Annotated in this window: 23 protein-coding genes and 1 pseudogene; 7 read left to right on the top strand and 17 right to left on the bottom strand. The window is 47.5% G+C overall.

Translation table 11 applies throughout. The features are described 5' to 3' along the window. Nucleotides 1-30: 30 nt before the first annotated feature. The 6 genes from WQ57_RS00070 to WQ57_RS26435 all read right to left on the bottom strand — a co-directional run bounded on the left by WQ57_RS00070 (nt 31) and on the right by WQ57_RS26435 (nt 5,552). Nucleotides 31-1,071: a MupG family TIM beta-alpha barrel fold protein gene (locus tag WQ57_RS00070; protein ID WP_046521676.1), complete on the bottom strand. Its 1,041-nt coding sequence runs from the start codon at nt 1,069-1,071 to the stop codon at nt 31-33. Then, nucleotides 1,068-2,435: a PTS transporter subunit EIIC gene (locus WQ57_RS00075; protein WP_046521677.1), complete on the bottom strand. Its 1,368-nt coding sequence runs from the start codon at nt 2,433-2,435 to the stop codon at nt 1,068-1,070. Before WQ57_RS00075 ends, WQ57_RS00070 begins: the two co-directional genes overlap by 4 nt. A gap of 20 nt (nt 2,436-2,455) precedes the next feature. Next, a complete protein-coding gene (locus WQ57_RS00080) occupies nt 2,456-3,319 on the bottom strand; it encodes a MurR/RpiR family transcriptional regulator (protein ID WP_046521678.1) in 864 nt (287 codons plus the stop codon). A gap of 15 nt (nt 3,320-3,334) precedes the next feature. Then, nucleotides 3,335-4,249 carry an N-acetylmuramic acid 6-phosphate etherase gene (murQ, locus tag WQ57_RS00085; protein WP_046521679.1) on the bottom strand — a complete coding sequence of 305 codons (915 nt, stop codon included), beginning with the start codon at nt 4,247-4,249 and terminating at the stop codon, nt 3,335-3,337. A 166-nt stretch (nt 4,250-4,415) separates the two neighbouring features. Next, nucleotides 4,416-5,279 carry a Cof-type HAD-IIB family hydrolase gene (locus WQ57_RS00090; protein WP_046521680.1) on the bottom strand — a complete coding sequence of 288 codons (864 nt, stop codon included), beginning with the start codon at nt 5,277-5,279 and terminating at the stop codon, nt 4,416-4,418. Nucleotides 5,280-5,399: 120 nt separating this feature from the next. Next, on the bottom strand, nt 5,400-5,552 hold the full coding sequence (locus WQ57_RS26435) for a hypothetical protein (protein ID WP_156183002.1): 153 nt from the start codon (nt 5,550-5,552) through the stop codon (nt 5,400-5,402). A 155-nt stretch (nt 5,553-5,707) separates the two neighbouring features. On the opposite strand from WQ57_RS26435, the gene WQ57_RS00095 reads away from it, so the two are divergent. From WQ57_RS00095 to WQ57_RS00105, 3 genes are all read left to right on the top strand, one after another. Further along, nucleotides 5,708-6,055 carry an ASCH domain-containing protein gene (locus WQ57_RS00095; RefSeq protein ID WP_046521681.1) on the top strand — a complete coding sequence of 116 codons (348 nt, stop codon included), beginning with the start codon at nt 5,708-5,710 and terminating at the stop codon, nt 6,053-6,055. Between the two features lie 2 nt (nt 6,056-6,057). After that, nucleotides 6,058-6,501, top strand: a complete 444-nt coding sequence (locus tag WQ57_RS00100) for a hypothetical protein (protein ID WP_046521682.1) — start codon at nt 6,058-6,060, stop codon at nt 6,499-6,501. A gap of 391 nt (nt 6,502-6,892) precedes the next feature. Further along, nucleotides 6,893-7,633: an IclR family transcriptional regulator gene (locus tag WQ57_RS00105; RefSeq protein WP_046521683.1), complete on the top strand. Its 741-nt coding sequence runs from the start codon at nt 6,893-6,895 to the stop codon at nt 7,631-7,633. A gap of 35 nt (nt 7,634-7,668) precedes the next feature. Here WQ57_RS00105 and WQ57_RS00110 read toward each other — a convergent pair whose 3' ends face one another. The 6 genes from WQ57_RS00110 to WQ57_RS25615 form a co-directional block, all read right to left on the bottom strand. Further along, a complete protein-coding gene (locus tag WQ57_RS00110; protein ID WP_046521684.1) occupies nt 7,669-9,087 on the bottom strand; it encodes an amino acid permease in 1,419 nt (472 codons plus the stop codon). A 104-nt stretch (nt 9,088-9,191) separates the two neighbouring features. Continuing rightward, on the bottom strand, nt 9,192-10,862 hold the full coding sequence (locus tag WQ57_RS00115) for a M20/M25/M40 family metallo-hydrolase (RefSeq protein WP_084820087.1): 1,671 nt from the start codon (nt 10,860-10,862) through the stop codon (nt 9,192-9,194). A gap of 36 nt (nt 10,863-10,898) precedes the next feature. Then, nucleotides 10,899-11,660 carry a dimethylarginine dimethylaminohydrolase family protein gene (locus WQ57_RS00120; RefSeq protein WP_046521685.1) on the bottom strand — a complete coding sequence of 254 codons (762 nt, stop codon included), beginning with the start codon at nt 11,658-11,660 and terminating at the stop codon, nt 10,899-10,901. 63 nt (nt 11,661-11,723) lie between these two features. Beyond that, a complete protein-coding gene (locus tag WQ57_RS00125; protein WP_046521686.1) occupies nt 11,724-12,611 on the bottom strand; it encodes a dimethylarginine dimethylaminohydrolase family protein in 888 nt (295 codons plus the stop codon). A gap of 154 nt (nt 12,612-12,765) precedes the next feature. Then, a complete protein-coding gene (locus WQ57_RS00130; RefSeq protein ID WP_046521687.1) occupies nt 12,766-13,074 on the bottom strand; it encodes an MGMT family protein in 309 nt (102 codons plus the stop codon). 348 nt (nt 13,075-13,422) lie between these two features. Next, on the bottom strand, nt 13,423-17,940 hold the full coding sequence (locus WQ57_RS25615) for a pectinesterase family protein (protein WP_052948591.1): 4,518 nt from the start codon (nt 17,938-17,940) through the stop codon (nt 13,423-13,425). 258 nt (nt 17,941-18,198) lie between these two features. Here WQ57_RS25615 and WQ57_RS00140 point away from each other — a divergent pair, with 258 nt between their 5' ends. Both WQ57_RS00140 and WQ57_RS00145 read left to right on the top strand, forming a co-directional pair. Beyond that, on the top strand, nt 18,199-18,972 hold the full coding sequence (locus WQ57_RS00140) for an endonuclease/exonuclease/phosphatase family protein (RefSeq protein WP_241481446.1): 774 nt from the start codon (nt 18,199-18,201) through the stop codon (nt 18,970-18,972). Between the two features lie 63 nt (nt 18,973-19,035). Further along, entirely contained in the window at nt 19,036-19,224 is a 189-nt protein-coding gene (locus tag WQ57_RS00145; protein WP_046521689.1) for a hypothetical protein, read from the top strand. Between the two features lie 82 nt (nt 19,225-19,306). On the opposite strand, the gene WQ57_RS00150 is transcribed toward WQ57_RS00145, so the two are convergent. From WQ57_RS00150 to WQ57_RS00170, 5 genes and pseudogenes are all read right to left on the bottom strand, one after another. Continuing rightward, a complete protein-coding gene (locus WQ57_RS00150; protein ID WP_046521690.1) occupies nt 19,307-19,978 on the bottom strand; it encodes an SOS response-associated peptidase in 672 nt (223 codons plus the stop codon). A 118-nt stretch (nt 19,979-20,096) separates the two neighbouring features. Further along, nucleotides 20,097-21,452 (bottom strand): 6-phospho-alpha-glucosidase, encoded by a 1,356-nt coding sequence (locus WQ57_RS00155; RefSeq protein ID WP_046521691.1) that lies wholly within the window; start codon nt 21,450-21,452, stop codon nt 20,097-20,099. After that, nucleotides 21,439-23,027, bottom strand: a pseudogene (locus WQ57_RS27275) (PTS transporter subunit EIIC). The gene WQ57_RS00155 and the pseudogene WQ57_RS27275 overlap by 14 nt, the downstream one beginning before the upstream one ends. A gap of 137 nt (nt 23,028-23,164) precedes the next feature. Further along, nucleotides 23,165-23,965: a MurR/RpiR family transcriptional regulator gene (locus WQ57_RS00165; protein WP_046521692.1), complete on the bottom strand. Its 801-nt coding sequence runs from the start codon at nt 23,963-23,965 to the stop codon at nt 23,165-23,167. A 159-nt stretch (nt 23,966-24,124) separates the two neighbouring features. Beyond that, complete coding sequence (locus WQ57_RS00170) at nt 24,125-24,616, bottom strand: CarD family transcriptional regulator (protein ID WP_241481447.1); 492 nt, start codon at nt 24,614-24,616, stop codon at nt 24,125-24,127. A gap of 140 nt (nt 24,617-24,756) precedes the next feature. Between WQ57_RS00170 and WQ57_RS00175 the strand changes: the two genes are divergently transcribed. After that, complete coding sequence (locus WQ57_RS00175; RefSeq protein WP_046521694.1) at nt 24,757-25,194, top strand: MarR family winged helix-turn-helix transcriptional regulator; 438 nt, start codon at nt 24,757-24,759, stop codon at nt 25,192-25,194. Continuing rightward, nucleotides 25,187-25,453: a hypothetical protein gene (locus WQ57_RS00180; RefSeq protein ID WP_046521695.1), complete on the top strand. Its 267-nt coding sequence runs from the start codon at nt 25,187-25,189 to the stop codon at nt 25,451-25,453. Before WQ57_RS00175 ends, WQ57_RS00180 begins: the two co-directional genes overlap by 8 nt. The last annotated feature ends 19 nt before the right edge of the window (nt 25,454-25,472 follow it).

Below are 25,472 nucleotides of genomic sequence, written 5' to 3' on the forward strand. Positions count from 1 at the left end.
GTCAGCTTGTGATAGCTGCCCTGGCTTTTTTCATTGGAATGAAGCAGCAGAACCGTCCCCATGCATCATGAGTTCTATGGCCATGCCAGGCTTGATATGCGCCAGCAAAGGCAGATCGTCGATCTTCACCCTTCCGATGACATTGACACGCTCATCTGCCGGCATATCCACCCTTGTAATTTGGATTTCTCCCCGGTAGCGGCCATACCGGTCATTATCCATCGTAATGGTTCCGGCAGGCCTGGCGATTGTGTTGTCGGGAGGAACAGGTTCACTGGTTCTCGTATTCATAAAACGAACCACATCCCGTGAAAGATCGGGCCGAAGATGGTACCTTCCTTGTTTCATAAAACCCGGTTCGGTACGGAGGATCAAAACCTGCTCACGGTCAAACTTGATAAGCCGGTCCAGCAAGCCTCCGCCAGGGTCGGGATCTCCAATATAAACATCTTCCATGCCTTCTTCAAGCAATTCCAAGGCTGCCAGAAATGGATCGGCATACCGGTGCTTCTCCAGTGTTGGCAGGCCTTCATACAACGGGCCCCGCTTTTCGCCAGCGCCGGGAATATAAGCGCAGACCGGGATATGGAATTTCGCATACAGTTCATTTTGCCTGCGGAAAAAGTCTTCGCCAAGCCCCGTTTCCCGCCGCGGGTAAAAGTTATGCCAGGCAAGCAGCTGATCACTTCCTAACCCGCTGTCCAGCAGGCTTTGTATGTCTTTTTCAAATAAAATGCTGGCATTGACTGCCAGCTTGAATTCCTGCGCCAGGTTGAGAATCTCTTCCTGTTCAAAAAAATCATCGAGCCTCAGTCCTGAAACCCCCAATTTTTTTAAATCAAACAGGCTTTCAACCCCCAAGTGGACTGGAGTTTTATAGGAAACATCGGCATAGACTTCGATTCCATTCTCCTTCGCAAAAAGCAGCAGTCTCTTTGCCCGAACCGCGAGGTCTCCTGCTTCTTCAGGGATGTGAAGCGAGGTGAACGCCCGCTTCACTCCCGATTTTGCAGCTTCAACAATCCGGCTTTCTGCTTTTGGATCATTCAGGTAAAAGGAAATTCCAATCAATCAAACTCACCCGCCATGTCATCTTTGAAGCCGAACAGGTACGTAAAGAGGAAACCGGCACCATAGGCGATCACAACCCCGATTAAGTAAAGGAGAACTTCTCCCGTGTTGACAATGAAGGCGAGCGGCAGTCCGGAAACCCCTACAGCAATGGTGGCGATATCAAAGTATGCCTGGAATGCTCCGCCAACTCCGGCGCCCAGACAGGCGGTGATGAACGGCCTTCCGAGCGGAAGTGTAACCCCGAAGATTAGCGGTTCGCCGATGCCCAGCATCCCTGACGGAAGTCCGCCGCCAATTGCCCTTTTCAGGCGCGGCTTCTTTGTTTTGACATAAATCGCAAACGCGGCTCCCACCTGTCCTGCACCACCCATGGCCAGGATTGGCAAGAGCGGGTCGTCGCCGATTGTATTGATGAGCTCAAGGTGCACTGGGGTCAAGCCTTGATGAAGGCCAGTGACGACTAGCGGCAGGAATGTGGAGCCAAGAATGAAGCCGGCAATCACACCGCCAAAGTCCAGAATCGATAATAACCCTTTGGTAATGACATCAGAAATAAATCCGCCAACCGGCATGAAGACCAAATACGTAAAAATACCTGTAATCAATAAAGCAACCGTCGGAGTAATAATGATATCAAGAGACTGAGGCACATATTTTCTGACTCTTTTTTCAACAAAAGCGATGAAGAAGGCTGCAAGCATGACTCCGATGAGTCCTCCCCGACCCGGAAGCAGCGCTTCGCCGAACAGCGTGATATTCGCGGCGGCCGGATTGATAATCAAAATCCCGGCCAAGCCGCCAAGCGCCGGCGATCCGCCAAACTCCTTCGCTGTATTGATTCCGACAAAAATGCCAAGGTAGGCAAACAGTCCGCCGCCAATCACAGTGAGAATTGCCGCAAGCTGCGACTCGGCAGACAGCCAGCCTGCCTGGATGACCGCCCTCGAAATCCCGGTAATCAGCCCTGAGGCAACAAGGGCAGGAATCAGCGGTATGAAGATGGAGGCGATCCGGCGCAAGAAGAGCTTGAATGGCGTCGCATTCTTTTTCTTCAATTCCCCTTTCACGGATGCAGCACGGTCATCCAAATTGATTTCATCTGACTTTCTCCCTACCAATCTGCCAAACTCTTCAGTTACTCTATTCACTTTTCCCGGTCCAAGAATGATTTGCAGCGTTTCTTCTTCGACTACCCCTAGTACTCCATCAATCTTTTTAATAGCTTCCTTGTTGACGAGTGATGCATCGTCAGGCGTGACCCGGAGACGCGTCATGCAATGGGTGTAGGACTGTACATTTCCTGCCCCGCCTAACTGCTCCAGAATCCTTTCTGCAAGAACTTTATTGGTTTCACCAGCCATTTTCTTCTCCCCCCGAAATGTTATTTGCCAGCTGATTGATCTTTTAGAAATTGAATGGCCGCCCTTGTCTTATCGATGGATTCCACCGTTCCTTCGTATTGCTCTGTTGCCATGCTCAGGAAGAGGACATCGATGATAAAAAGCTGGGCAAGCCTTGAGGATGTTGCGGCACTCCGAAACGGCGCTTCCGTCGAATAAGAGGTAAAGAGCTTTATATCGGCCAAAGAAGCAACCGAAGATGGTCCATACTTGGTTAAGCTAATCGTTTTAATTCCTTGTTCTTTCGCCAGCTTCATCACATGGATGACCTCTGGCGTTTCCCCCGAGAAAGAGATCCCGAACACAATATCATCTTTATTCGCATTGGCCACCAGGGTCGCCACCAGATGCGTGTCGGAAAAAGAGGTTGCCCCCTTATTGATCCGCAGCAATTTCTGCTGGGCATCGGTCGCAATGATATGCGAAGCGCCGATGCCAAAGAAATGGACATTCCTTGCTTTCAGCAGAGCAGAAACCGCTTGTTCCAGTTCATCATAGTTAATCACTTCCGAAGAATCCCGCAAGCTTTGAATGCTGTTGCTCAGTGTTTTCTGGACAATCATCTGCGGCGTTTCCCCCCGCTCGATGTCCCTGTAACCGTGTTCCTTCGGCTTATTCAAATCCCCGACGACGCGAACCTTCAATTCCTGGAACCCCTTCAGGCCAAGGGACTTGCACAGCCGAATCACGGCAGCGCCGCTGGAATCTGTTTTCCTTGCCAATTCACTTACCGTGCTGTCAACCATCTCATAAGGAGAGGCAAGAATATACTGAGCAATTTTTCGCTCCGATGCCGGAAGCTGATTCAGCATGTTTTCCACCATTTTCAATCCACCCGTAACCACTGTGTTTACCACCTTTTATCCTCGACTTTGAATATCCTCAATCGCCTTGCGGACATATCCGTCTGCCTGCTCCAGGATGAGGCTCGCTTCTTCCTTGCCGACACCTTTTTTAATCATCACAATCGCGAGTTTCACCTGGTGGTCTGCAGCCTCGAGCGTCTTCCTGGCAGTTTCATAGCTCTCGCCCGTTACCCTGGTGATGATGTGAATGGCCCGCTCCTTTAATTTTTCATTGGAGACTGACACATCGATCATGAGATTTTCATAGGCTTTGCCCAGTAAAATCATGGATGAAGTGGAAATCATATTCAGGATCATTTTATGGGCGGTTGCTGCTTTTAACCGTGTGGAACCTGTCAATACTTCAGGACCGACGATGACTTCAATCGCCTGGTCTGCCTCAAGGCTGATGCGGGCATTTTCATTGCAGGACAGCGCGACTGTTTTCGCCTTTTGTTTACGCGCGTACTGCAGGGCCCCAATAACATACGGAGTCCGGCCGCTTGCCGCGATTCCAATTACGGTATCTTTTTCAGTGAGTCCGATTTTGCGAAGGTCTTCTGCCCCATCTTCCGGCCGGTCTTCTGCACCTTCAACGGCTTTAATAAAAGCCCGTTCGCCCCCGGCGATGATTCCCCGGACCATGTCCGGATCGGTGCTGAACGTTGGCGGGCACTCGACCGCATCAAGAACGCCCAGCCGGCCGCTTGTTCCCGCGCCAATATAAATCAGGCGCCCGCCTTTTTTAAAAGATTCAAATGCAAATTGGACGGCCGTTTCTACATCCGGAAGAACCTTCTCTACTGCTTTGGCAACTTTCTGATCTTCTTCATTCATAATGCGCAGAATATCCATTGGCCCTGATGTATCAATCTTGAGTGACCGCTTATTGCGTGACTCGGTTGTTAAAGCTTTCAAATTTTCCTGCATATCCTATCCCCCATGCTGTTTTCTGTCACCTTCACTCGCAAATCTGGAAATGTAATCACTTACATTTTAGTCTATTTGAAATGAAAGTTCAATATTAGTATTATTTTATTAAAAAATTATTTCATAACAGACAAAAAATGGTGTTCCCGATTTTCCCAGCACTTCACTATTTCACAATAAATCGCCTAATGGCCCTAGCTACACCATGCTGGTCATTGCTGTCAGTCACGGCATCAGCTCTTTCCTTTACCTTTTCAGGGGCATTTCCCATTGCGATGCCAAGCCCCGCAGATGTAAGCATATGCAGGTCATTAAAATTATCACCGATGGCGGCCACCTCATTCATCTCCAATCCAAGCCGGCTTGCCAGTTTTTTTAAGGCAGATGCTTTCGAGGTCTTGGCAGGCGATATTTCCAAATTGGTGAAATTGAAACTGCTGCTTACCTCGAACTCATCTGTAAGTCTCTGCAGATGCTGCGTAAACTCCTTGAAGTTTCCCTCTTCCTTGGGAAACGCGGCGAACTTCAGGATGTCCGGCTTGTTTGCTGATACATAGTCATGCAGCGGATGTGCAAGTCTGACTTTACATTGACTCCTGAACCTCTGGCAGGCCTCCTTGCTACCGCCTGACAGCTCCAAAGAAGGAATATTGTTTTCAATCCAGCTCAGGTTCCAGTCATTTTCTTCCGGCACCAACAAATGGTCCCCTTCGTACAGGTGCCCATACACCCCATATTCTTCGCATGCCTGAACAAAAGCCAATACTCCTTGTTGGCGGAAAGTGGTTTGTTCAAAAATCTCCCCGTTTGCTTCCTGGATCACAGCGCCATTATAGGCTATGATCGGGTGTGATAGCCTGATGGTCTCTGCAATCCATCTCGTGGATAACGGAGACCTGCCGCTGCAAATGACGATTTTCCCGCCCTGGGACTTGTATTCATGAAGCGCGTCTACCGTTTCCCTGTCAATTTCCTTTTGGCTGTTGAACAAAGTGCCATCCAAATCAACTGCCAGCAGCTTATATTCCATGTAAATCCCTCCCCTTTTCCCCAGATTATAGCCAATTTTCGGGCAAATTTACAGCGAGGGAAAACCCACAATGCAAAAAGCAGCGGATTCCCCGCTGCTTCCATCTTTCATTCAATACTTTTAATAAATATCATCCGCATGCTCGTAGCGCATTTCCTCAGAATGAATTTTATTCTTCTTATTTTGGTGATCCTGACCGGGATATTGACTCTTTCCACCAGCGGGGCCCTGGCCATTTTGGTTTGACTTTTCCGGCTGCTGTTTTTCATTCACTATTGTGTTCACTCCTGTCGGGTATAAGTAATTTTAGTTTTACCCGGAATGGGAGATTCATCCATTCAAATGCTGATAATCTGGGGTTGTTATTTCCTATAGTAACGTTTTATATGGTACATTATTAGAAGTGAAATTTGAAAGGGGATTCTTTTATGACGAACAACGAACAACAAAACACTTTACCTCCTAAAACCTGTTCCATTGAGCGTCTTGTGACCATGCCTGAGGATGTTAAGAAAGTGCTTGAAGGCAAAAAGACAGCTACCCGCAGAAACGGCCGCTATGCCGATGTTGGGGAAATCATGGTACTTGAAGATAAGAAGTTCAAGGTTGAGCGTGTCTATTCACAGTCCTTGGGCGAGTTGACGGACGAGCATGCAAAACAGGAAGGCTTTAATACTGTGGAAGAATACAAAGATTCAATTCTTTCCTATCACCCAGGCATGCCTTGGCTGCCGCAAATGAGAGTCTGGGTTCATGAGTTCAGCGCCGTAGAATAGGAATGGACTGGCTTTATCGTTTTATTATTTATCTGCATGTACTGAGTGCGATTGTCTCCATAGGGCCATTTTTCCTCCTGCTGTCAATTGTAAAAAAACTAGAGGCAGCAGCTGAAGAGAAACTTGTATCCTATCTGGAGATTTTTCGCTTTGCGGTCCGTCTCTCCAAGCACGCCGGCCATGTGCTTGTGGGTTCCGGCGTCCTTCTGGTCCTAATGGGGCCTTGGACATGGGGTACTCCGTGGATTATCATGACCCTCGTGATTCTTTTCCTTTCGCTCTTCTTCCTGGCCCGCGCCTTTTCGCCAACGATCAGGAAGTTTGAGGAGCATGGACAGGATCGGGCACAACTCACCGCCAAGCTAAGGCGTACCACCTGGATTTACATCATACTTTTATCGGCGATGCTCTGGTTTATGGTCGTCAAGCCGACTTTGTGGTGGTAAGCGGATTATAAACGTGAAGCAGGCCCTTTTACGGGCCTGCTTTTTGGTTCAGGGTTAGAAGAATTTCACGGGAGCAAGTGTAGTGAGAGGACCGTTTTACTGGATTGGAATCCTATATGGTCTTCCATCACCCCTGTGGAGGACCGTTTTTTCGAGTTTGTATCTCGTTTGGTCCTCCATCACGCCTATGGAGGACCGTCTTTCTGATTTTGTATCTCGTTTGGTCTTCCATCATAGCCATGGAGGACCGTTTTTCCGTTACTGCACCTTTCCAGGGTTTCATACGGCATTCTCCGCATCTTTTAAAGAGAATAATCGTCTGCTCTTATGTTTTATATGGTACATTGTTAGAAAGTGATATCCAAAGTTTACCTGTAAGGATGTGTAGAGCATGCAATCAATTGACCGGATTATGAATATCATCAATATCCTCGCTTCGAAGTCGACGGAAGATTGGCTGACAATTACTGAACTATCCCAGGAGAGCGGACTACCTGTCAGTACGCTGCACCGATTGCTTAAATCGCTGGAGGCCCATAGGCTGATTGAGCAGGAGGAACATACTAAAAAATATGGACTTGGGAATGTATGGCTTGAGTATGGGCTGCAAATGTACGATTCGATCAATTTTACCAGCCATATACGCTCTGAGCTGGAAAAACTGATGCATGTTGTAAAGGAGAGTGTCTACTACAGCAGACCCATCGGCCATGAAGCCTTGATTATAGAAAGAATCGATTGCGAGGAAAACCAAATTCGGGTGATCGATAAAATCGGTTTAAGAATTCCGCTGAATATCGGGGCCGCCAATAAAGTAATGGTAGCCCACATGCCTTTTAAGCAGTCGAAAGGCATTGTGGACTCTTTGGTACCGGAAGAACGCCGCGAGGCCTTCTGGAATATTCTTCGGGACACAAAAGAGGCCGGGTATGGAATTAGCCGCGGAGAACGGACAGAAGGCACGACGGCGGTTGCGGCCCCTGTGTTTAACCATACGGGAGAAATTGAGGGAGCCGTAAGCATCGGCTGCGTTAGCTTCACTTTGACAGACGGCCGGCTCGAGTTTCTGATTAACCATGTCAAGGAAACCGGGAAACGAATTTCTGAAAAACTGGGATATAAAGAATATTAATGAGCGGACAGGCATACACCTGCCCGCTTATCTGTTTACAGACGCAAATCTTCTTTTTTGATTACTGCTTTATCCTTGACCTTATTCCGAAAATAATAGAAAAGATAACTAGCAATCAAAAAACCAATTCCAATCAATAAGCTGAGACGCTGGGTTGGGTCAAATGCCAGGAATAACAAGATCGAGATGCAAAATACAATACAGACAATGGGAATCAATGGATAAAAGGGAACCTTATACTTCAGATCCTCCAGCTTTCCTCCCCCCTGGAGATATTTCCGGCGGAACATGAGCTGTGAGAAGGCAATTCCGATCCAGGAAATAGTGACGGAGATTCCGGCAATCGACATCAGGAGGACGAAGACCGTATCGGCGGCCATGAAACTTGTCAGCAAGGACAAGAGCGAGAACAGCATTGTGAACACAAGAGCGCTAAACGGCACTTTCCGTTTATTCAAAGCCCCGAACATCCTGGGCGCCATCCCTTCATTAGACATCGACCACAGCAGGCGGGTGGATGCATAGATGCAGGAGTTTCCTACGGATAAAATCGCAGTGAGAATGACAAAGTTCATAATGTCAGGCGCATACGGGATACCCGCCAGGTCCATCAGCGTGACAAACGGGCTCTCAAGCAGACCTAATTCTGTTGCCGGAAATATGGCGGATAAAACAATGATGGAAGAAATATAAAAGATGATGATGCGGAACAGGACGTTCCTGATCGCACGAGGAATGTCTTTATCAGGATTCTCGCTTTCTCCAGCAGCGATCCCGATCAACTCTGATCCCTGATAAGAGAAAATGACGTTCATCATCGTAACAAAAAGGATGACAAAACCGGCCGGAAATAGACCAGATGGCGCCAGATTGGCAAACTCCGGAGCAGGCCGGTCCTCCAGGGGAACAATACCGAAAATCGCCGCCACACCAATGAGGATGAAAAAGATGACGGCTACGACTTTTATGCCCGCAAACCAGTACTCCGCTTCCCCGAAGGCCCTAGTGGTCAGCGCATTCAGGCCGAAGAGGAGAGCGATGAACAGTGCACACCATATCCAGATCGAAATATCGGGGAACCAGCGCTGCATCAGGATGCCGGCTGCGGTAAATTCAAGACCTGCTGTGGTAGCCGAACCAATGAAATACATCCAGCCGAGTGTAAAACCCGCCGACGGACTGATATAACGGCTGGCATACGTCTGGAACGATCCCGTAACAGGCATATGCACGGCCAGCTCCCCAAGGCAGACCATCACCAGGTATAAAATTAGACCCCCAAACAAATACCCGGCCAGAGCCCCGCCTGGTCCAGCCTGGTTGATGGTATACCCTGCATTCAGGAACAATCCTGTCCCAATGACACCTCCAATCGAAAGCATAAACAGATGGCGGCTTTTCATGGCCCGATTTAACTGGTTTTGCTGAGAAATTGGCTGCCCTGTCTTCTCCATATCTCATTTCCCCTTTATCATAATATCTTCTTTGTAGATTGGCCCGAGCTTTGGAATTTCGGAGGGTGTGAATCAGCATTATCAGCATTGGAATTTTCACCAGGCTAACTCGACTCTTGGAGGGACTGATCCATAAGCTTCTCCAATTTAAAGGGCTTGCCTGTTCCCGACCCCTTCCTCTTGCATATACTCCAGATTAGCTTTTCAATCATAGCCGGCGTTTGGACAAAGGCACTTTCAATATGAAGCCGTTCTGTACTCTGGTGGGCATCCTTTCCAAAAGGCCCGACATTTAGGACCGGAGCCTGCAGCTTGAACATTTCGCGGAAAGGAATGCTGTAGGCGCTGCCCCAAATTGGAGTATTATGCTCAAACGCGACCCAGCCGTCGGAACGCTGGTAATTCACATAACTCAAATCGCAAATCCCATTGAAATAATGAACCTGGCCCACCTCGATCCCAAACTCTGCTGAAACCTCCTTTAATAGCTGTACTGACTCAATGATCAATGGGTCATCAGACGAATTCACCGCCGGATAATAAGGCGGCGCAAACAAGAGGACGATTGCGGGAGCAAGCTCTTTACAGCGGACCATCAATTGCTCGGCCGTTCGCAATGACTTCTCTCGTTCATCCCACTCAGGATGCTTCAGCACCTCCTCTTTGACACGTTCTACCAGATCTTTTCCCAACTTCTTCTCTGCATAGTTCTGAAGATCGCGGTATCTAAGCACCTGGACCTCGCCCACCCCCTCGATATGCTCCCGCTGACAGAGGGCTTTGTACGATTGGTTGCACTTTAATGCTGCTTCTCTTGCAGCTAATTCAAAAAGGTCCATGATTTGGTCTGCGCTTCTTTTCAAAATAAAAACATTGTACAGGGCGACTGCATGATAAGGGGTCTGTGTGGAGTATTGCCCTTTAAGGTCCTTCTGCTGAAGAGAAACAGGCAGCGGTGTGCTCTCACCAAGTTCGGTTTCCCGGAACAGCGGGTTCCATTCCATCTGCTGTGTCAGGAAGGAAGAGATATAGGGAGCCGTGATGCCGCTAAGAGGCTCGCCAACATGAGATTCCTTCCCGAAGAAAAGAGCTGCTGGCATAATTTTCCCCATGGATCCGGTGTAAATATAATGCTTTTGGTCACCCGGATTTTGGGTGAAGGAAGGCTCCCCGTTTAAAAACAAAGTATAGTGCAAACCAAATTCTTGCCTCAGCTTCACCAGAACCAGTACAGCGGCACGCATCCCCGCAGAATTCACTTCTTCATCGGGCACAGTGACAAGCACAAGATTTACCGGCCACTCTGTACTGCTCGCCTTTTCCATCAGTGACATATGAAGAGCAAGACCCATCTTCATATCCATGGTCCCGCGTCCAAACAAATACTTTCCAGATTCCAAATCGATCCGGGCTTCCTCGTTAAGGTCCGCCTTTCGATTCAGAAGCTCTCTTGTGAGCAGCTCGGGCTGGCAGGCCAATGGCTCGAGGTCCCCGTATTCTTCAGTGGCCACGGTATCAAAATGGCTGATGAGGACCACCGTATCCACAGCTTCAGGATGTCTGTAAAATGCCGTCAGCAATTGACGGCCACCTTCCGCATCGTGGAGGCTTAAATGCTCCGGATTCTGCTGAAAATAGTCCAGCTGGAGCATCTTTTCCCGCAGTTTAGAAGAATAGATCCTTTCCCCCTCTGTATGTGTTCGGCTTTCCCAGCTGACCAGTTCACAAAGCAGATTCCGCAGGCTGTCTGGGTTATCCCATAATAATCCTTGCATTCCCTTCACCCTTCTCCGTACATTTTCTTCAAATATTTAAAATCTAAGTGATAGACAGCTTAAACCGCCGTCCTGCTTCTGAAACTCGGACATGTCGAGCTCAATCATTTTGTAGCCTGCCTGTTCGATTTTGAGTTTGGTTTCCTCATATCCCTTTGGAATCAGCACAAAGTCGTTCACCAGAATACAGTTCGCCGAATACTCATCCTTCCTCGAAACAATGATTTTTTCATAGTGGGCAAAGTCAGGGTGATCGACAAACTCCCCTGCTGCAACAATCAGGTTGTTGCCTAGATAGGCGACGCCTGTTTTTAGATGAAAGAACTCTTTCAGCGGAACAATGGCCGCTTTGTAGCCTTCCGTTTCAAGTATTTCTTTTAATTGCCGGGCACCTTCCTGATTGGTGCGAGCGGAGATTCCAATATAAAAATGGCCATCGGCTTGCAGGACATCCCCGCCGTCAAGTGTGCCGGGAGCTTTAATGCTATACAGCTTTTTATAAAATCCTTTTAGCACCCTCTCCATTTCAGCAATTTCCCCGTTCCTTGAGTCCGCTCCCGGATTTGAAACTACCGCGAAATCAGAAGTAAGGACCGCTGTATCCTCCACAAAGGTAGAATCAGGAAAGTCCTCGCTAGCTGGCAGATGTGTTACCTCCACTCCGCATTTTTTCAGGGCTTCCACATAGGCTGCGTGCTGTTCCAGCAGCCTGTCAAAATCCGGCTTTCCCAAATTGGAGGTGGTCAATCCGTTCACATAGCTTTTTCCCGGCGATTTTACAATCACGTTTTTAAACATAAAATACCTTCCCCTTTTATTTCTTAATAAAATAGCTGTTCCTCAAGGAATTGCAGCTTTTTTTCATTCTTTGCTGCGAACGACGGGACTGGTTAAACAAGTAGGCCCCCCTGTTCCTTTAAAGCTGATTTCATTGCCGGCATATTCATAAACGATTGCCCCTGCGTCCATCAGCTTTTGTTTTGTCACCTCATTTCCGGACACCATCACACAAACACGGGGGGCAAGAGCCAGAACATTGCATCCGAGCGTAAAATACTCATCATCCGGGACTTCAATCAGCTGAATTCCTTTTTTTATCAGAAGCTGACGGAAAAACACCGGCATCAGGCGGGAATGTACCAGTGCGAGATCGCGGTCGACCATGCTGATAAATGACATAAGGTGGAGACACTCATTCTCTCCATGGTCATGGGGGAGCTGAACGACAATAAAGTCATCGACAAAAGGAGCCGTGATTTCTTTTAGCTGTTTTATAGCTTCGGAGTTTGTCCGGTACCCCAGCCCAACCGCCAGCGTACTGTCATCCAGCCAGACAAGGTCGCCCCCGTCCGAGACCGCTTCCCCAGTCAATTCCCCGATGACCGGAATCCCTCTTTCTTGTAAAAATTCCTTGTACACCATGGCTTCAGGCTGCCTCAGCTGCTTTCCCGACTTTAATATAATTGCCCCTTCCCTAGTAAACTTGATGGGGTCATGGGCATAAATCGAATCAAGCCCAACCTCCCCGGAAGCAGGGAGATATTCAATGTGGGGAACATGTTTCTTCAAGATTGCGAGAAACTCTTCGTATTCGGCCAATGCCTTTTCGTAATTCGGTTCTTCTAAATAGTGATATTCCTGCCAACTTTCACTTAAATGCTTCTGGCTAATAAAAGCATCCTCGGGATGTTTTACAATAACCCGTTTCAACGGATGAAACATTGAAGAACAATAAGATGTTTTTATCATTTACATCCCCCATTTTTCCACTGAGCGGAAACTCTTTTTAATAATCGGAAAATTTAAATTAATCTTACAACACGCCAAATCTACTGTCAATAGCAAACAAGGGGACGGTTCTCCTGCCTCATCTTTGATGAGGCAGGAGAACCGTCCCCTTGTTTCACTCAGGAAAATACTGATACTTCCCCAAATCGATCGATCCATCCTTTCCAACTTCTATTCCTTCGCTTTCAAGGGAAAGCAGCTGTTCATGGTAGGAATCATCCTCCTTGATGGAAATTTGCCCCTTGCTGTTCACCACACGGTGCCAGGGAAGGTGATGCTTTTTACTCATCGAATGAAGGACCCGCACCACTTGGCGGGCTGCGCGCGGACTGCCGGCCACCCGAGCAATTTGTCCGTAAGTCATGACACGTCCTTCGGGAATATTCCTAATTACGTTGATTACATTTTGTGTAAAAGGCTGCATTGCACACCCTCCTATGCAAACAATTCGAAATTACTTTTTTCGCTAAAAACCTTCTGCCTTTACTGCAAAATGGGTGCCCTCACGCCACCCTGTGCTTACGACGAAATGTCTGTAACATAACTGTACACCAGATAATTGACCATGCAAACTGAGGTCCAGTGCTCGTGCTCTATTTTATGGCTTAACAGGCCTGCGAAGCCTGGCAGATTCATAGATAATCATCATTAATTCTAGCTCCTATTTATTGATTCCTCTCCTCTATTTTCATTAAAAAGCAAGAACCAGGCATGGAACATGTCCTCTATGCCTGGTTCTGATTGGATTCTGAAAGATGAAGCAGGCCCCGCTTCACAGTTTTCCCGCACCTGCTTTTGTTTTTACTATTTCTGGTACGTCTTTGGCTGTATCGATTGATGTGTATAGTGTTGGCTTCCAGTCTACCGGTGCTAGATTGGTGCCGGCTGAAAGGCTGATTTCGGTGCCGTTCAGCACCGAGCCTTCGTCAGTAAACTGTGTGCCGCCCCAGATGCGGATAATATCGCTTGCCTGCGCGCCTGCATCCATTGCAAAGAAATTATTTTGCGCATAGATTTGTGATTTAAACCCAATTCCGAGCGAGTAGGAATGCGGGTAGCTTTCATGGTTCTTTGTCCCTTCATAAAAGTTGTTATACACATGGACTTGCCCGTAGCGGACCCTTGGCGCACGCTCGGTGACGTTCTGATAGTAATTATGGTGGAAAGTGACGCGTTCTTTCCCCTCGTCGTCTGTATAGCTGTCGCTGCCGCCTACAAGCGTCGTTTTGTCGTGGCTGTGGAAATGGTTATACGACACCGTCACCAAGTCGGATGCATTGGTGATATCCATCAATCCGTCATGCTGCTGGTACTGGCGGCCAAAATAGGTGTTGCTCTGGTCGTCAGGCATGCTGCCATCGCTGAACGTGTTATGGTCAATCCAGATATGCGTCGAATTTTTAATCGTCAGCATGTCGAATACCGAGTTCCAGTTCCCCGTGCTGCCGTCGGTTGGGTCCCATTGCGGGAAGTAGTCAAATGTATTCTCGAATTCGATGTTCCTGATTATTACGTTATCGACATTTTGAATCAGCAGGTTTCCGCCCAAAATCCTGGCTCCAGACCCTGGCAGACCAACGATGGTCGTATTCGAACCGATTTTGATTTGGATGTTTTCACCCTGCTTCTTTTCCGAGCGTGCACGCGCCTCTTCAAGCGGGCCGGATGGAAGTGAGGCCCTTCCCCATGTGTCCGGATGATAGGTGTCCAAATACTTTCCAAAATCATATTCGGGATCCTTATAATACTCCATTCCAACTGGCTGGTTGTTTTCATCGACGTTCATGTCAATGGTGCCTTTGACATAAATGATCTTTGGCGCGGCATTTTTATCATTGTTGACGGAATCCCCGCCGAGGGCCTGAATGAGTTCGCTGCGATTTGTAGCAGTAAAAATCTGGGACGCATCTGCTTTTGACCCGCCTGTCGTCCCGGTCGTAAAGGAACCCCAGCCGTCATTTACAGGAAGAACCTCCTTGCCTACATCCACCGTGCTGTCGATCACATTGATCGTGAGCGGAACCGACACATTGGCGAAATGGACATCAAGGGTAGTGCGGCCTTCCTTCAATCCAGCCAGATACGATTTCTTGAGTGTCAGAACATCTCCATCCACTGTATAATCCGCCTTCTTTAGGACAGATTTCCCGTTGGTTACCTTCGTCACCTTTTTCCCGCTTCCATGGATAACAGCATGGATGTCACCCTGCTTATTTTGATCAAAGGTGGTGTTTGCCGCCTGAACAGCTGGCTGATAGTTCACGTACGGCATCACCGTTTGAACAGTCGGATTCCAGCCGTCGAACACCTGCGGAATAGAGACGCTTGCCTCTGCTCCAGTCATCTGGGTGGACAAGATGCGCGATGAGGCATCTGCACCAGGACCGTAGCTGTTGTATTCAAAGAAATAGCTTTGTTTGCAGCTCCCGGCACAGGATGCCGACCAGCCGTTGCGGTCGAAATTCTCTGAATCAATCAGCGTATTAATATAGCTTACGCGTGCATAGTCTTTCCAGGCCCTGCCTAAATCGTAAGTGCCCTTTGCGGAAGCGCCGTCCACAATCTGCGAGTTCAGGATCACATATCCCTTGTCACTGACATTGGCCTGTGCAGCAGCAGTTATATGTCCGCCGGCGCTTGCACCTTCAGGAACATTGCTGACGAGCACCATCTTGTTGTTATTCAGGACAACCGCCGATGCCTCGCCGAAAATAAAATCGACATCGCCTTCAATGATGCTGTTGTGAAAATATTGCCGGCCCTTGCCTTTCGAGCCGTTGCCATTGTACAGCGTATCCTGGTATCCTTTTAGTTTTACAGATTCAAAGATCGCCTGGTCTCCCTTGATATTAAGGGCAACAGCCTGCGCCACTTCATTCCGTGGCCCGGCGCTGTTTTCGATCGCCAGGTTGGAAGCATGGAAATGATCGGCCTCCACTTTTACCGTCTGGCTTAAAAAGGTGTTCCCTGTATGTCCCGGCTTGCCCTGTGTGGCAGGACTTCCTGCGTAATCGCCATAGGTAATGACCGTTTTATCCATTCCCCCACCGACAAGACTGATATAAGGCTTTTTAATCTCCAGCTTCTCGTTGTAAGTTCCTTCAGCAATATGGATGATAATCCGGTTGCTGTTGTTGGCTGGGATGCTGTCAACTGCACTTTGAATGGTAGTAAATACCGTTTCCCCGTTTGATGAAGCAGCAGGATCAACGGTTAGCACCTTGGCAGGCATTACAGCGGCTTCTTCGCTGCTTTGGCTCTCGCCTTTTTCGTTAACAGCACTTACGACATAATAGTAGGTGGTTCCGTCTTTTACATTTGTGTCTTCAAAAGATGCTTCTGAAGTTGACTTAATGATCGTGTAAGGGCCCCCGCTTGTTTCCGAGACCTTCACATTATAGGACGTGACATCAGATTCCGCCTCCCAGGTGAGAGTTACCTTTCCTTCATGGGCCACAGCCTGGAGGTCCTTCGGCTGTTCTGGTGCACCGGAAACTTGCTTGAATGGCCTTGCTTTGACCTCGTTCGACATCATGCTGGTCACTTTTTTATTAGAGGCTGTAACCACATAATAGTAAACTTTCCCGTTTTCAGCGGATTGGTCGGAGTAACTCGTTCCTGCTGCCGTCCCTATTGCCTGATATGGCCCGCCGCTTGCTGTGCTGCGGCTTATCTTATACGCATCCGCTCCAGGGACAGCTGTCCAGCGCAGGTCCACCTGATTGCTGAGTGACTCCGGACTGTAGACAACCGGGGCTTGCAGCGGCGCCGCAGAGGATGCTTTTTCAAGCAGTTTCCAAGACCCTGCCCCGCCTGCATTCCAGGCTGTCAGCTTATAAAAATAAGGAGCATCATTGCGCAGGTTTTTATCGAGATAGGAAGATCCTTCAATTTTTTCCGAATTTCCATTCAAAAGCTGGATAAAAGGTCCTTCCGGCGTGGTGCTTCTTTCAAGCGTATAGTAATCAGCTTCCGGGACATCTTCCCATGACAAAGTGATCTGGCTGTCCCTGGCAGCAGCCTTAAAATCAATAATTTCTGCTGACGGAGGCGGGACGTTGTTTACATAGGCTTTGGCGATATTGGAGAAGGCACTTTCTCCGTTTTGATTCACAGATGTCACTATGTAAAAATAGTCTCTGTCATTGATCAGCTTCTGCTCGTCATGATCAGTATACATATTTGTGCTCACATTGGATGCCACTTTTTCATAAACGCCATTTGGCTTGTCGCTTCGGTAAACATTGTAGGAATCTGCTCCGCTAGCGGGATTCCAGGCAAGCACGGCTTTATGATTGGCTCCGGCGGCCTCGAGGTTCTGCGGGGTAACCACGTCGTGGACCGCGACAGCTACATTATCGCTGTACGAACTTCCGGTCGAGGTTCCCGGAGTCCTTACATTCACCGAAGCAATATCGGTTACCGGGGAGGCAAATGAATGATTCCCGTAATACTCGCCATTGATAAACAGATCGGCCGTATTAGCTTTTACATCGGCCACATACTTGACGTTATACCATGTGTTTGCCTTGAGTGCATTGAAATTGCCGACTTTGAACGAAAGAGCCGTCTTCCCGCTGCTGTCCAGCAATTCCAGGGTGTAGGAATCGCCCATGATTTTTGGCTGCATAAAATCAGCGGTGGCACTTACTCCTTTTTGGGAAGCGGCTGTAATAGGTGTAAACGGTCTGTTAAAGCCTCCGCGCCTCGCATTGCTGTCATTGACCCAAAGAACATTGCTGTCATTACCTGCAACGGCACCCGATATGTTGCCATAGGTGTTGGTAAGGTGTTTGTTGCTGATAACAGTTGCATTATTGGTGCTGTCGAACGCTGATGGTGTGTTAGAGCCCACTGGCTCGATATATCCTTCTGGTCCGGCTCCGAGCGGACTGTCTTCAAAATTGTCACTGAAAAGGTAGGCTCCCGGAGTTCCTGCGGCTTCCTCTGAAGGTCCACTTTCCCCTGAATCGTTGGAAGCACTGACAACATAAAAATAAGTATTGCCATTTGTGACACTAGTGTCGGTATAGTTGGTTTCGGAAACGCTTTCAATTTTGGTGTAATGGCCTCCCGAAGCAAGGCTGCGTTTCACGGTGTACGAATTGGCACCTTCTGCAGCGTTCCATTCAAGGTATACCTTACCAGTGCTTCCCTCGGCAGTTAAGCCTGAAGGAGCTAAAGCAGAAGCAGCGGCGTTGAAACCGGGAATATAAGCCGTCAGCAAAAGAACGCAAAGCAGCAGGCGAAGAGCCTTTATCATCCCTTTCCTTTCCTCCTTAAGTTTCAATTGGTTACATCCTCCTTTGCAAAATGTAAAAGATGGCACGTTCCCTGCAGGGTGAAATTGCAGAGAACAGGCGTGACCCGATTGTACAGATAATTCAGTCTACTTTCTATCATCATTTTTAAGATGATTGTTTAGTATTTTAAGAACTTGGCGGTTCCTGAAGAACCGAGGAAAAGGCATAGATTACTGTATCCATGCCTTCGGTTACAAGATGTCACTGCTCATGCTGGCAATTGAACTTATTAATGATTTAGGCAAATGAAAATGAAAAAAAGGGAACCCTATGTTACAAAAGGAACATCAAGGAAAGCGGTGATGGTCATTCAGTTGCGAATTTTAACATTCAACATCCACCATGGAAGAGGGTTAGACCGTAAAGTGGATTTGAATAGAATAAGCAAGGTAATCCGTTCGGCTGACCCGGATATTGTCGGGCTTAATGAGGTAGATAAACAATATTCCAAACGCAGCGAATTTGTAGATCAAGCAGCTTGGCTTGCAGAAAAGCTGGATATGGAGCATGTTTTTGGACCAGCAATTACACTTGAGAGCCAGGGAAACCGCCAATATGGAAACGCCATTCTCTCGCGGTATCCGATTATAAAAAGCCGCAACCACCCATTTGACTTTTTGCCAAAGGTGGTAGAAGACCGGTCCCTGCTGGAAGCAGAAATCGAGATTGGCGGCAAGCCACTTTCCCTGTATGTGGCCCATTTAAGCTTCGCCCCTTTTCTTCATCGCAAACAAACCGAATATATTTTAGGAAAGGCAGCTGTGGCCAATAAAAGGTCGATCGTGATGGGCGATTGGAACATGAGGCCAAACTCAAAAAGCTGGAAATTAGCGGCCAGCTATATGCAGGACACCAACAAAGCTCAGGAAAGGAACCTGACCTATCCGGCCAAGAATTCCAGGGTAAAGCTGGATTATATATTTGTCAGCAAGGAAACTGAGGTGGTGAGCGCCGAAACGATTCTGGTTGACCCATCAGCTTCTGATCACCTCCCTTTATTGGCTGTTGTTGAGGTTTAGCATGGAGTGTTTCACGGGATAATTAAGGCCGCACAGGACCAACATAATCAAGAGGTGATTAAGATGAAAAAATACACAGCAGCAGGTACAGATATTGAAGCCGTAAAAGCGAGAAATGCCAACTCGGGGATGTCTTATAACGAAGCAAAAGCGTTTATGGCGCGGACCACAGGAGGACATGGCACCGCCAAATATAGCAGCACCGATATCGAAGCAGTAAAAAAAGAAATCCACCAGGAAAAACACACGTGACGGGGTCAGGCACCCTTTACCACATTAACGCACAGCGGGTCAGGCACGCTTTAGTTAAATAAAGCGCGCCCCCGCACCAACTTTATTTACTGTTCAAGGGCAGAGCTACGTCTCTGGTGTCATTCTTTGGTGAATTTACGAGGGTTGAAATTTCGTATGCCTTCATCTCCCCCGCATCATATGGAACAAGGAGAGGCTTCAAAAGAGCTGGCTCCTCCACGGAAGGGTCAAGCCAGATTTGCTGCTGGTCTTTTCCGAGGATCACAGGCATCCGGTCATGCACATCCTCGACAAGCGCATTGGCTTCGGTGGTGATGATCGTGCACGAATGAATGGGTTCCCTACCGTTCTTCCAGGTTTCCCACAGCCCGGCAAACGCAAAAGGCTGTTCATCCTTCATCATAAACCGGAATGGCTGTTTATCCTTCCCGATTCGTTTCCATTCGTAAAATCCGTCGGCAAGAATGAGGCAGCGGCGCTTTTTCAGCGGGCCCTTAAAACTCGCTTTTTGCTCAATGGTTTCCGCTCTTGCGTTGATCATTTTATAGCCTATTTTTTCATCCTCTGCCCAAAAAGGAATCAAGCCCCAGCGCAGCATGGCTCCTTTGCGTCCTCCGTCCTTTCCCGGAGCGACAGCAAGCACCTGCTGGCTCGGCGCCACATTAAAGCGAGGATCCCATTCTCCGGCAAATTCAAATCCGAATTGCTGCATCAGCTGTTCCACATCTTCAAAAAGAGAAAACCGGCCGCACATCATACAACCTCCTTCCTTCTCTCCTTCTTTTATACCACTTTATCAGCATTTATAAAATGCAAAGGGACGGTTCTCTCTGCTTCCTTGAAAAAGGAAGCAGGAGAACCGTCCCTATGTTTTAAACCAGCACGCCTTCTTGATACTTTTTATAAAGGGTTGGCCAATAGTCTTTATTGGCTTCAATTAGATCATCAAGTATTTTCTTGGCGACGATGGCGGAAGGAATCGTTTTGTTAAGGGTAAAGGCCTGCAGAGCTTTTTCATAGGAGCCTTCCGTGATGGCTTCTACGAGAATCTTTTCGGATGCCAGCTGCTGGTCAATCATCGCTTTATGGAAATATGGGATTTCTCCTACATATTCAGGAACAGGACCTTTGCTGGTAATCAATGCCGGTACTTCAATCATCGAATCAGCTGGCAGGTTTGGAATACTTCCGTTATTTTCAACCATGACCAGATAGCGCTTGGCTAGATTCTGGGCAATGGAGACCGTTACGTCGACGATGAAAATTCCGTGGACTCCGACATGGAAGGCATCCTCGAGAATGCCAGTATCTTCGTACTTCCTTACTGTTTCAAACAGAGATTTTTCCCGGCCGTCCATAACTTCATTGGCACGAGTATATTCCTTGTTTGAATTCTCGACAATATAGTCTGGCAGCAAATAGTATTGCAGATACGGATTAGGAATGTAATCCGGGAAGAAATCCATCAGCGGTTTGATATTTTTAAAGGTTTTGATCCAGGAAGAATCCGCATGGCGATAGTCAATTTTGGAGATATCCTCTGTCAGCAGACCGTACTTGCTGATATGTTCGCGAAGCTCCGGCAAACGGTCCACCCCATCCACTTCGACTTTTGTGAACCAGCCGAAGTGGTTCAGACCAAAGTAGTCGACAACAAGGTCTTCACGGTCAACTCCAAGAATTCCAGCCATGTTCCTCATGGTTGCCACCGGCATATCGCAAATATTGATAACCTTCGCCTGTGGACGGAGTTTGCGGACACCTTCCGCCACGATGGAGGCAGGATTGGAGTAATTGACAATCCAGCAGCTTTCCTTCGCGTATTTCTCCACATAATCGATGAGCTCAACCATTGGGAAGATGGTTCTCAGTCCATATGCCAGTCCGCCTGGGCCGCATGTTTCCTGGCCGACAACATCATGAGATAAAGGGATTTTTTCATCCAGTTCCCTCATCGCATATTTGCCGACACGCATTTGGGCAAAAACGAAGTCTGCATCTTCAAAGGCTGTTTCCGGGTCTGTTGTATCAATCACTTTAATGGAATCACTGTACTCGGCAATCACCGCTTTGGCGGCAACGACCACCTTGGATTGACGTTCACCATCGATATCGTAAAATCTTATTTCCGACAATGGCAGGTCCTCCAGCCGGTCCATCAGACTTCTCACAATTCCCGGAGTATAAGTGCTTCCGCCGCCTGCAATCGCTAATTTATATGTTTTCATAGTTTAGTCCTCCCAATCTTTTATCGACCTGGTCCCGAACCGACTTTACATTTAATCCATAAACAACCTGAACATTGTTTCCTGACTTGATAACTCCTTTTGAGCCAGTCTCCTTCAGCACTTCTTCATTGACCGCCTCAGGGTTCTTGAGAACCAGCCTTAACCTCGTATAACAGTTATCCACACTTTCAATATTTTCACTGCCGCCCAGCGCCGTTACAATGGTTTCACCAAGCGGGGACGAGTTTGTTCCTGGAGCTGCCGCCGTACCGCTTTTAGCTGTGCCTGCAGCTGCCGGTTTAAGCGAAACTGCTGCTCCTTCCTCACGCCCTGGAGTTTTCAGGTTCATTTTTAAAATCAGGAACCTGAAGATGATAAAGTAGGCAGCAAACATAATCAATCCGACGAGGATGAACATAGGCCAGTTGGATTTTGTGGTTCCAAGCGGCAGATTGTAGAGCAGGAAGTCAATAACCCCATTCGCGCCGATGGCATGGACCCCAAAGATATTCAGAAGCATCATGCCCGTTCCTGCGAGCACCGCATGGAGCACAAACAGGATTGGTGCCGTGAACAGGAAAGCAAATTCCAGTGGTTCAGTGACACCCAAAAGAAAGGATGTAAACGCCGCTGGAACCAGGATGGCCTTCGCCATTGCCTTCTTCTCTTTTTTAGCGGTCACGTACATCGCAAGGGCCGCACCCATCAGACCAAACATTTTTGCGAGGCCGCGTGCATCCCAGTTGACTGTGCTGCTTAGCACCGCAACACTTGGGTCGGCCATTTCAGCAAAGTAAATATTTCTCGCACCATGAATCGTTTCGCCGGCAATTGTCGCCGTTCCCCCCAGCTCCGTGTATAGGAACGGGGTGTACACGAGATGGTGAAGACCAGTTGGTATCAGGATTCGCTCCATGAATCCATAAATGAGGAAACCGGCATTGCCAAGGCTTCTGATTCCATTTGCCATCGCGGTAATTCCGTTCTGGGCAATCGGCCAGAACTCAGCCGCAAGCGCACCCAGGATCATCGCGCTTGGGATCGCCAGGATGGCGACAAACCGGTGTCCGGAGTAGATGGACAGCACACCTTTAAACTCTGTATCACAATATTTGTTATGAAGAATGCCCACCAGCGCACCGATTAAAATTCCGGCGAACACGCCCATTTCGAGCACCTGGACATTGAGTACAGTCGATTGTCCCGAAAGCTGCATCGCCTCGGCAGGCACCAGCCGCTCGGAAAGCTTAAGGACCTGATGCATGGCGTTGATGAAATGACAAAGGTAACGAGTCCTGTTAAGGCGGCGTAGCCTTTATCCTTTTTTGCCAGGCCGATTGGAATCCCCACCGCGAAAACGAGCGCAAGGTTTTGCAGAATCGACACAGCTGAGGATGAAATAAACTTTCCGAAATTTTGAATTGCCGGGTTTTCCATTAGCGGAACGTATTGTGCCAGGTTGCCGTTCCCGAATACGTTGCCAAAAGCAATAAACAAACCGATAATCGGCAAAATTAAAATGGGTGCAAACAAGGACTTTCCAAATAGCTGGAGACCATTCACCACTTTTTTCATGTGCAGCCTTCCTCTCTCCTGAAGTAAACGTTATCATATGAATTACATTTCAAAGTATAGCCCGGTTTCCCAGGCTGCGGAAGAGGATCCGGCGTTTCTGTACATTGTCAACAAATAAAGTAACATGTTACAGGAACCTAATATTCTTTGATGATCCCCTGCTTAACCGCAAGAATCAGGATGATATCAATCAGCATGAACATATTCGATTCAAACGAGGTAACCTGGAATTCCTGCTGCGACTCGATGGTGGGGTCCAGGACTGTGAAAACAATGTCAGCCATCCCTGCCGTGGTGCTTTTGCTGTTACCTGTAAAAAGGATGGTCTTGATCCCCTTCTCCTTCGCGATGCGGACTTTTTCAATCACCTTCCCTGTTTCACCAGACCGTGAAAAGATGATCAATAATCCATATTTCTGGATATTATTGAAGAAAATCGCCCTGCTGTCACTTGTACTTGTGTTTGACACATAATAGCCGAACAGCTCCAGTTTCTTGGCCAAGTAATTGGAAAACAGCGTCGAAAAACCGGCTCCATAAAAATAAATCATTTTGTGCTGCGCGATTTCCGTCAGGAAGTCCTGGATGCTTTTCTCATCGATGGACTTGAATGTTGTGCGAAAATGATTGATGAACTCACTCAAGGCGTCTTCCATTGGCTGATGAATCTCAGTAATTTTGCCGGTATCCGAATCAACCGCTTGTTTTACCTTCAGGCTTAAATTGTATATAAACTCACTATAGCCGCTAAACCCCAGCTTCTTGCACAGGCGGATAATGGAAGTGGTGGAGACAAACAGCTCATCTGCCGCTTTCCGGATGCTCAACTGCTCGTTTTCGAACTTCTTCTGAATTAAAAAAGCTAGAATATCTTTTTCCGCATCACTTAAATCATGGTCACTGCTGTAATCCAGGAAAATCTTCTCTGTTTTTTTCATACTCATTCCTCTTTGCTTCTTTAAGTTTTATTTAGTATAAAATAGAGCCTGCAACAAAGAAAGCATGTGGACGGTTCAAAAAAGCGCTCCTGTCCCACAACGTAAAAAAGAACGATTCCCCTCGCTTCCCGAAAGAAGCAGGAGAACCGTCCCCATGTTTTACAGCATTCTTTTAATTTTCTTTTCAATTTCTTCGACTGAGGCATTCAATGTGATTGCCAGTTCTTTGAACAAGATTCCCTGGATGGTGATTAACAGCTTGCGCTCTTGTTCGTACAGTTTCTTGCCGTCCTTTTTGTACTCGAGCTCTTTCCGCATAAGCGTATTGGCCGTTTTAGCTATATCCATCCGGTCCCCGGCTTTTGCGATGGTATTGTACTTCAAGGCCCGTTGCTTGACATCGGCTATCCAGGGAATTCCCGGCTTGCTGAAGGACTGGATAATTTCCAGTGCCTCTTTCTTGTCGAGTGCCTTGAGCATGACGACTTTATCATTATTTACCGGACTGCTGATGGTTAAATTTGACTCCCCTAACGGATGCATCACATAATAGGTCCTGGTGACATCCGCAATCGTTTTTTCACATATATCATCAATTTTACATAATCCATGGACAGAATAGGTAATCACATCGCCAACTTTAAACATCATCCATATCCCCTTTTCTGCATATATGTCAACTTGGTTTACAAATTAGTATAACCTATTTAAACAATTTTGTCAACTTCGTTGACAATCTACCATCCCTTTTGTATAGTAAAAGCAAAAAAAGAGGGAAAGGAGTGGAAAGGTTGAATCCTGAATGGCAAGACCTAGATTTTATTGACCTGATCAGCGAGCGTCACCTGCAGCTGCGCGAGATAACGGAAAAATTGTGGAACGAAACACGCAATATTTACATATCGAATTCAGAATGGTTCATCATGTCAAGAATTTATAAAAAGAAACCAACCATTGCGCATGTGACGAAAAGTGTGGATATTTCCAGGCAAGCGACACACAAATTCATCAGAAGGCTTGAAGCTAAAGGCTTAGTGGAAATCAGCTCCCTGGAGAATAACAAAAAAGATAAATGCATCCAGCTGACCCCGCTGGGTGAGGAATGCTATGAAAAGAATGAATCGTTAAAAGCAGGAATCGAACAGCAAATTGCTGCTAAAATCGGAGCAGACAAATTGGAGCTTCTCAGGGAAATTTTGACGTCCGACTGGGGTTTGGAAGATGAATGAGCCGAACAGGAATGTGGGGGTTCTGGAGCGCCCTGTTGAAGGGGAACTCGTATTGATAAAGGCCATCCCGCCTGAAGCCAAAGCAGAGATGGAACCAGAGGATTTCTTTTATTTAAAAGGCTTTGAAAACAAGAAAGGCACCATCACGGAAGTAATCGAAAGCCATACTGGCATCTGTTCGTACAGGGTGGATTTTAATGAAAGCCTTTTCGGTTATTTTTATGAGGGTGATTTTTTCTGCATTTCAAACGGTAATTAAAAAAGCCAGATGGGTTCCG

Origin of the sequence: Mesobacillus campisalis, from assembly GCF_000986785.1 — a bacterium.
In the GTDB taxonomy this organism is placed as follows: domain Bacteria; phylum Bacillota; class Bacilli; order Bacillales; family Cytobacillaceae; genus Mesobacillus_B; species Mesobacillus_B campisalis.

Bases quoted from the DNA above. Each gene is read 5' to 3' on its own strand.
- WQ57_RS00110 (WP_046521684.1), bottom strand. From the start codon at position 9,087: ATGGAGAAGACAGGGCAGCCAATTTCTCAGCAAAACCAGTTAAATCGG.
- WQ57_RS00075 (WP_046521677.1), bottom strand. From the start codon at position 2,435: ATGGCTGGTGAAACCAATAAAGTTCTTGCAGAAAGGATTCTGGAGCAG.
- WQ57_RS00100 (WP_046521682.1), top strand. From the start codon at position 6,058: ATGGACTGGCTTTATCGTTTTATTATTTATCTGCATGTACTGAGTGCG.
- WQ57_RS00120 (WP_046521685.1), bottom strand. From the start codon at position 11,660: ATGTTTAAAAACGTGATTGTAAAATCGCCGGGAAAAAGCTATGTGAAC.
- WQ57_RS00125 (WP_046521686.1), bottom strand. From the start codon at position 12,611: ATGATAAAAACATCTTATTGTTCTTCAATGTTTCATCCGTTGAAACGG.
- WQ57_RS00170 (WP_241481447.1), bottom strand. From the start codon at position 24,616: ATGATGTTTAAAGTTGGCGATGTGATTACCTATTCTGTCCATGGATTA.
- WQ57_RS00150 (WP_046521690.1), bottom strand. From the start codon at position 19,978: ATGTGCGGCCGGTTTTCTCTTTTTGAAGATGTGGAACAGCTGATGCAG.
- WQ57_RS00115 (WP_084820087.1), bottom strand. From the start codon at position 10,862: ATGCAAGGATTATTATGGGATAACCCAGACAGCCTGCGGAATCTGCTT.
- WQ57_RS00165 (WP_046521692.1), bottom strand. From the start codon at position 23,965: ATGAAAAAAACAGAGAAGATTTTCCTGGATTACAGCAGTGACCATGAT.
- WQ57_RS00180 (WP_046521695.1), top strand. From the start codon at position 25,187: ATGAATGAGCCGAACAGGAATGTGGGGGTTCTGGAGCGCCCTGTTGAA.
- WQ57_RS00130 (WP_046521687.1), bottom strand. From the start codon at position 13,074: ATGCAGCCTTTTACACAAAATGTAATCAACGTAATTAGGAATATTCCC.
- WQ57_RS00095 (WP_046521681.1), top strand. From the start codon at position 5,708: ATGACGAACAACGAACAACAAAACACTTTACCTCCTAAAACCTGTTCC.
- WQ57_RS00105 (WP_046521683.1), top strand. From the start codon at position 6,893: ATGCAATCAATTGACCGGATTATGAATATCATCAATATCCTCGCTTCG.
- murQ (WP_046521679.1), bottom strand. From the start codon at position 4,249: ATGCAGGAAAATTTGAAAGCTTTAACAACCGAGTCACGCAATAAGCGG.
- WQ57_RS00140 (WP_241481446.1), top strand. From the start codon at position 18,199: ATGAAAATGAAAAAAAGGGAACCCTATGTTACAAAAGGAACATCAAGG.
- WQ57_RS00145 (WP_046521689.1), top strand. From the start codon at position 19,036: ATGAAAAAATACACAGCAGCAGGTACAGATATTGAAGCCGTAAAAGCG.
- WQ57_RS00090 (WP_046521680.1), bottom strand. From the start codon at position 5,279: ATGGAATATAAGCTGCTGGCAGTTGATTTGGATGGCACTTTGTTCAAC.
- WQ57_RS00155 (WP_046521691.1), bottom strand. From the start codon at position 21,452: ATGAAAACATATAAATTAGCGATTGCAGGCGGCGGAAGCACTTATACT.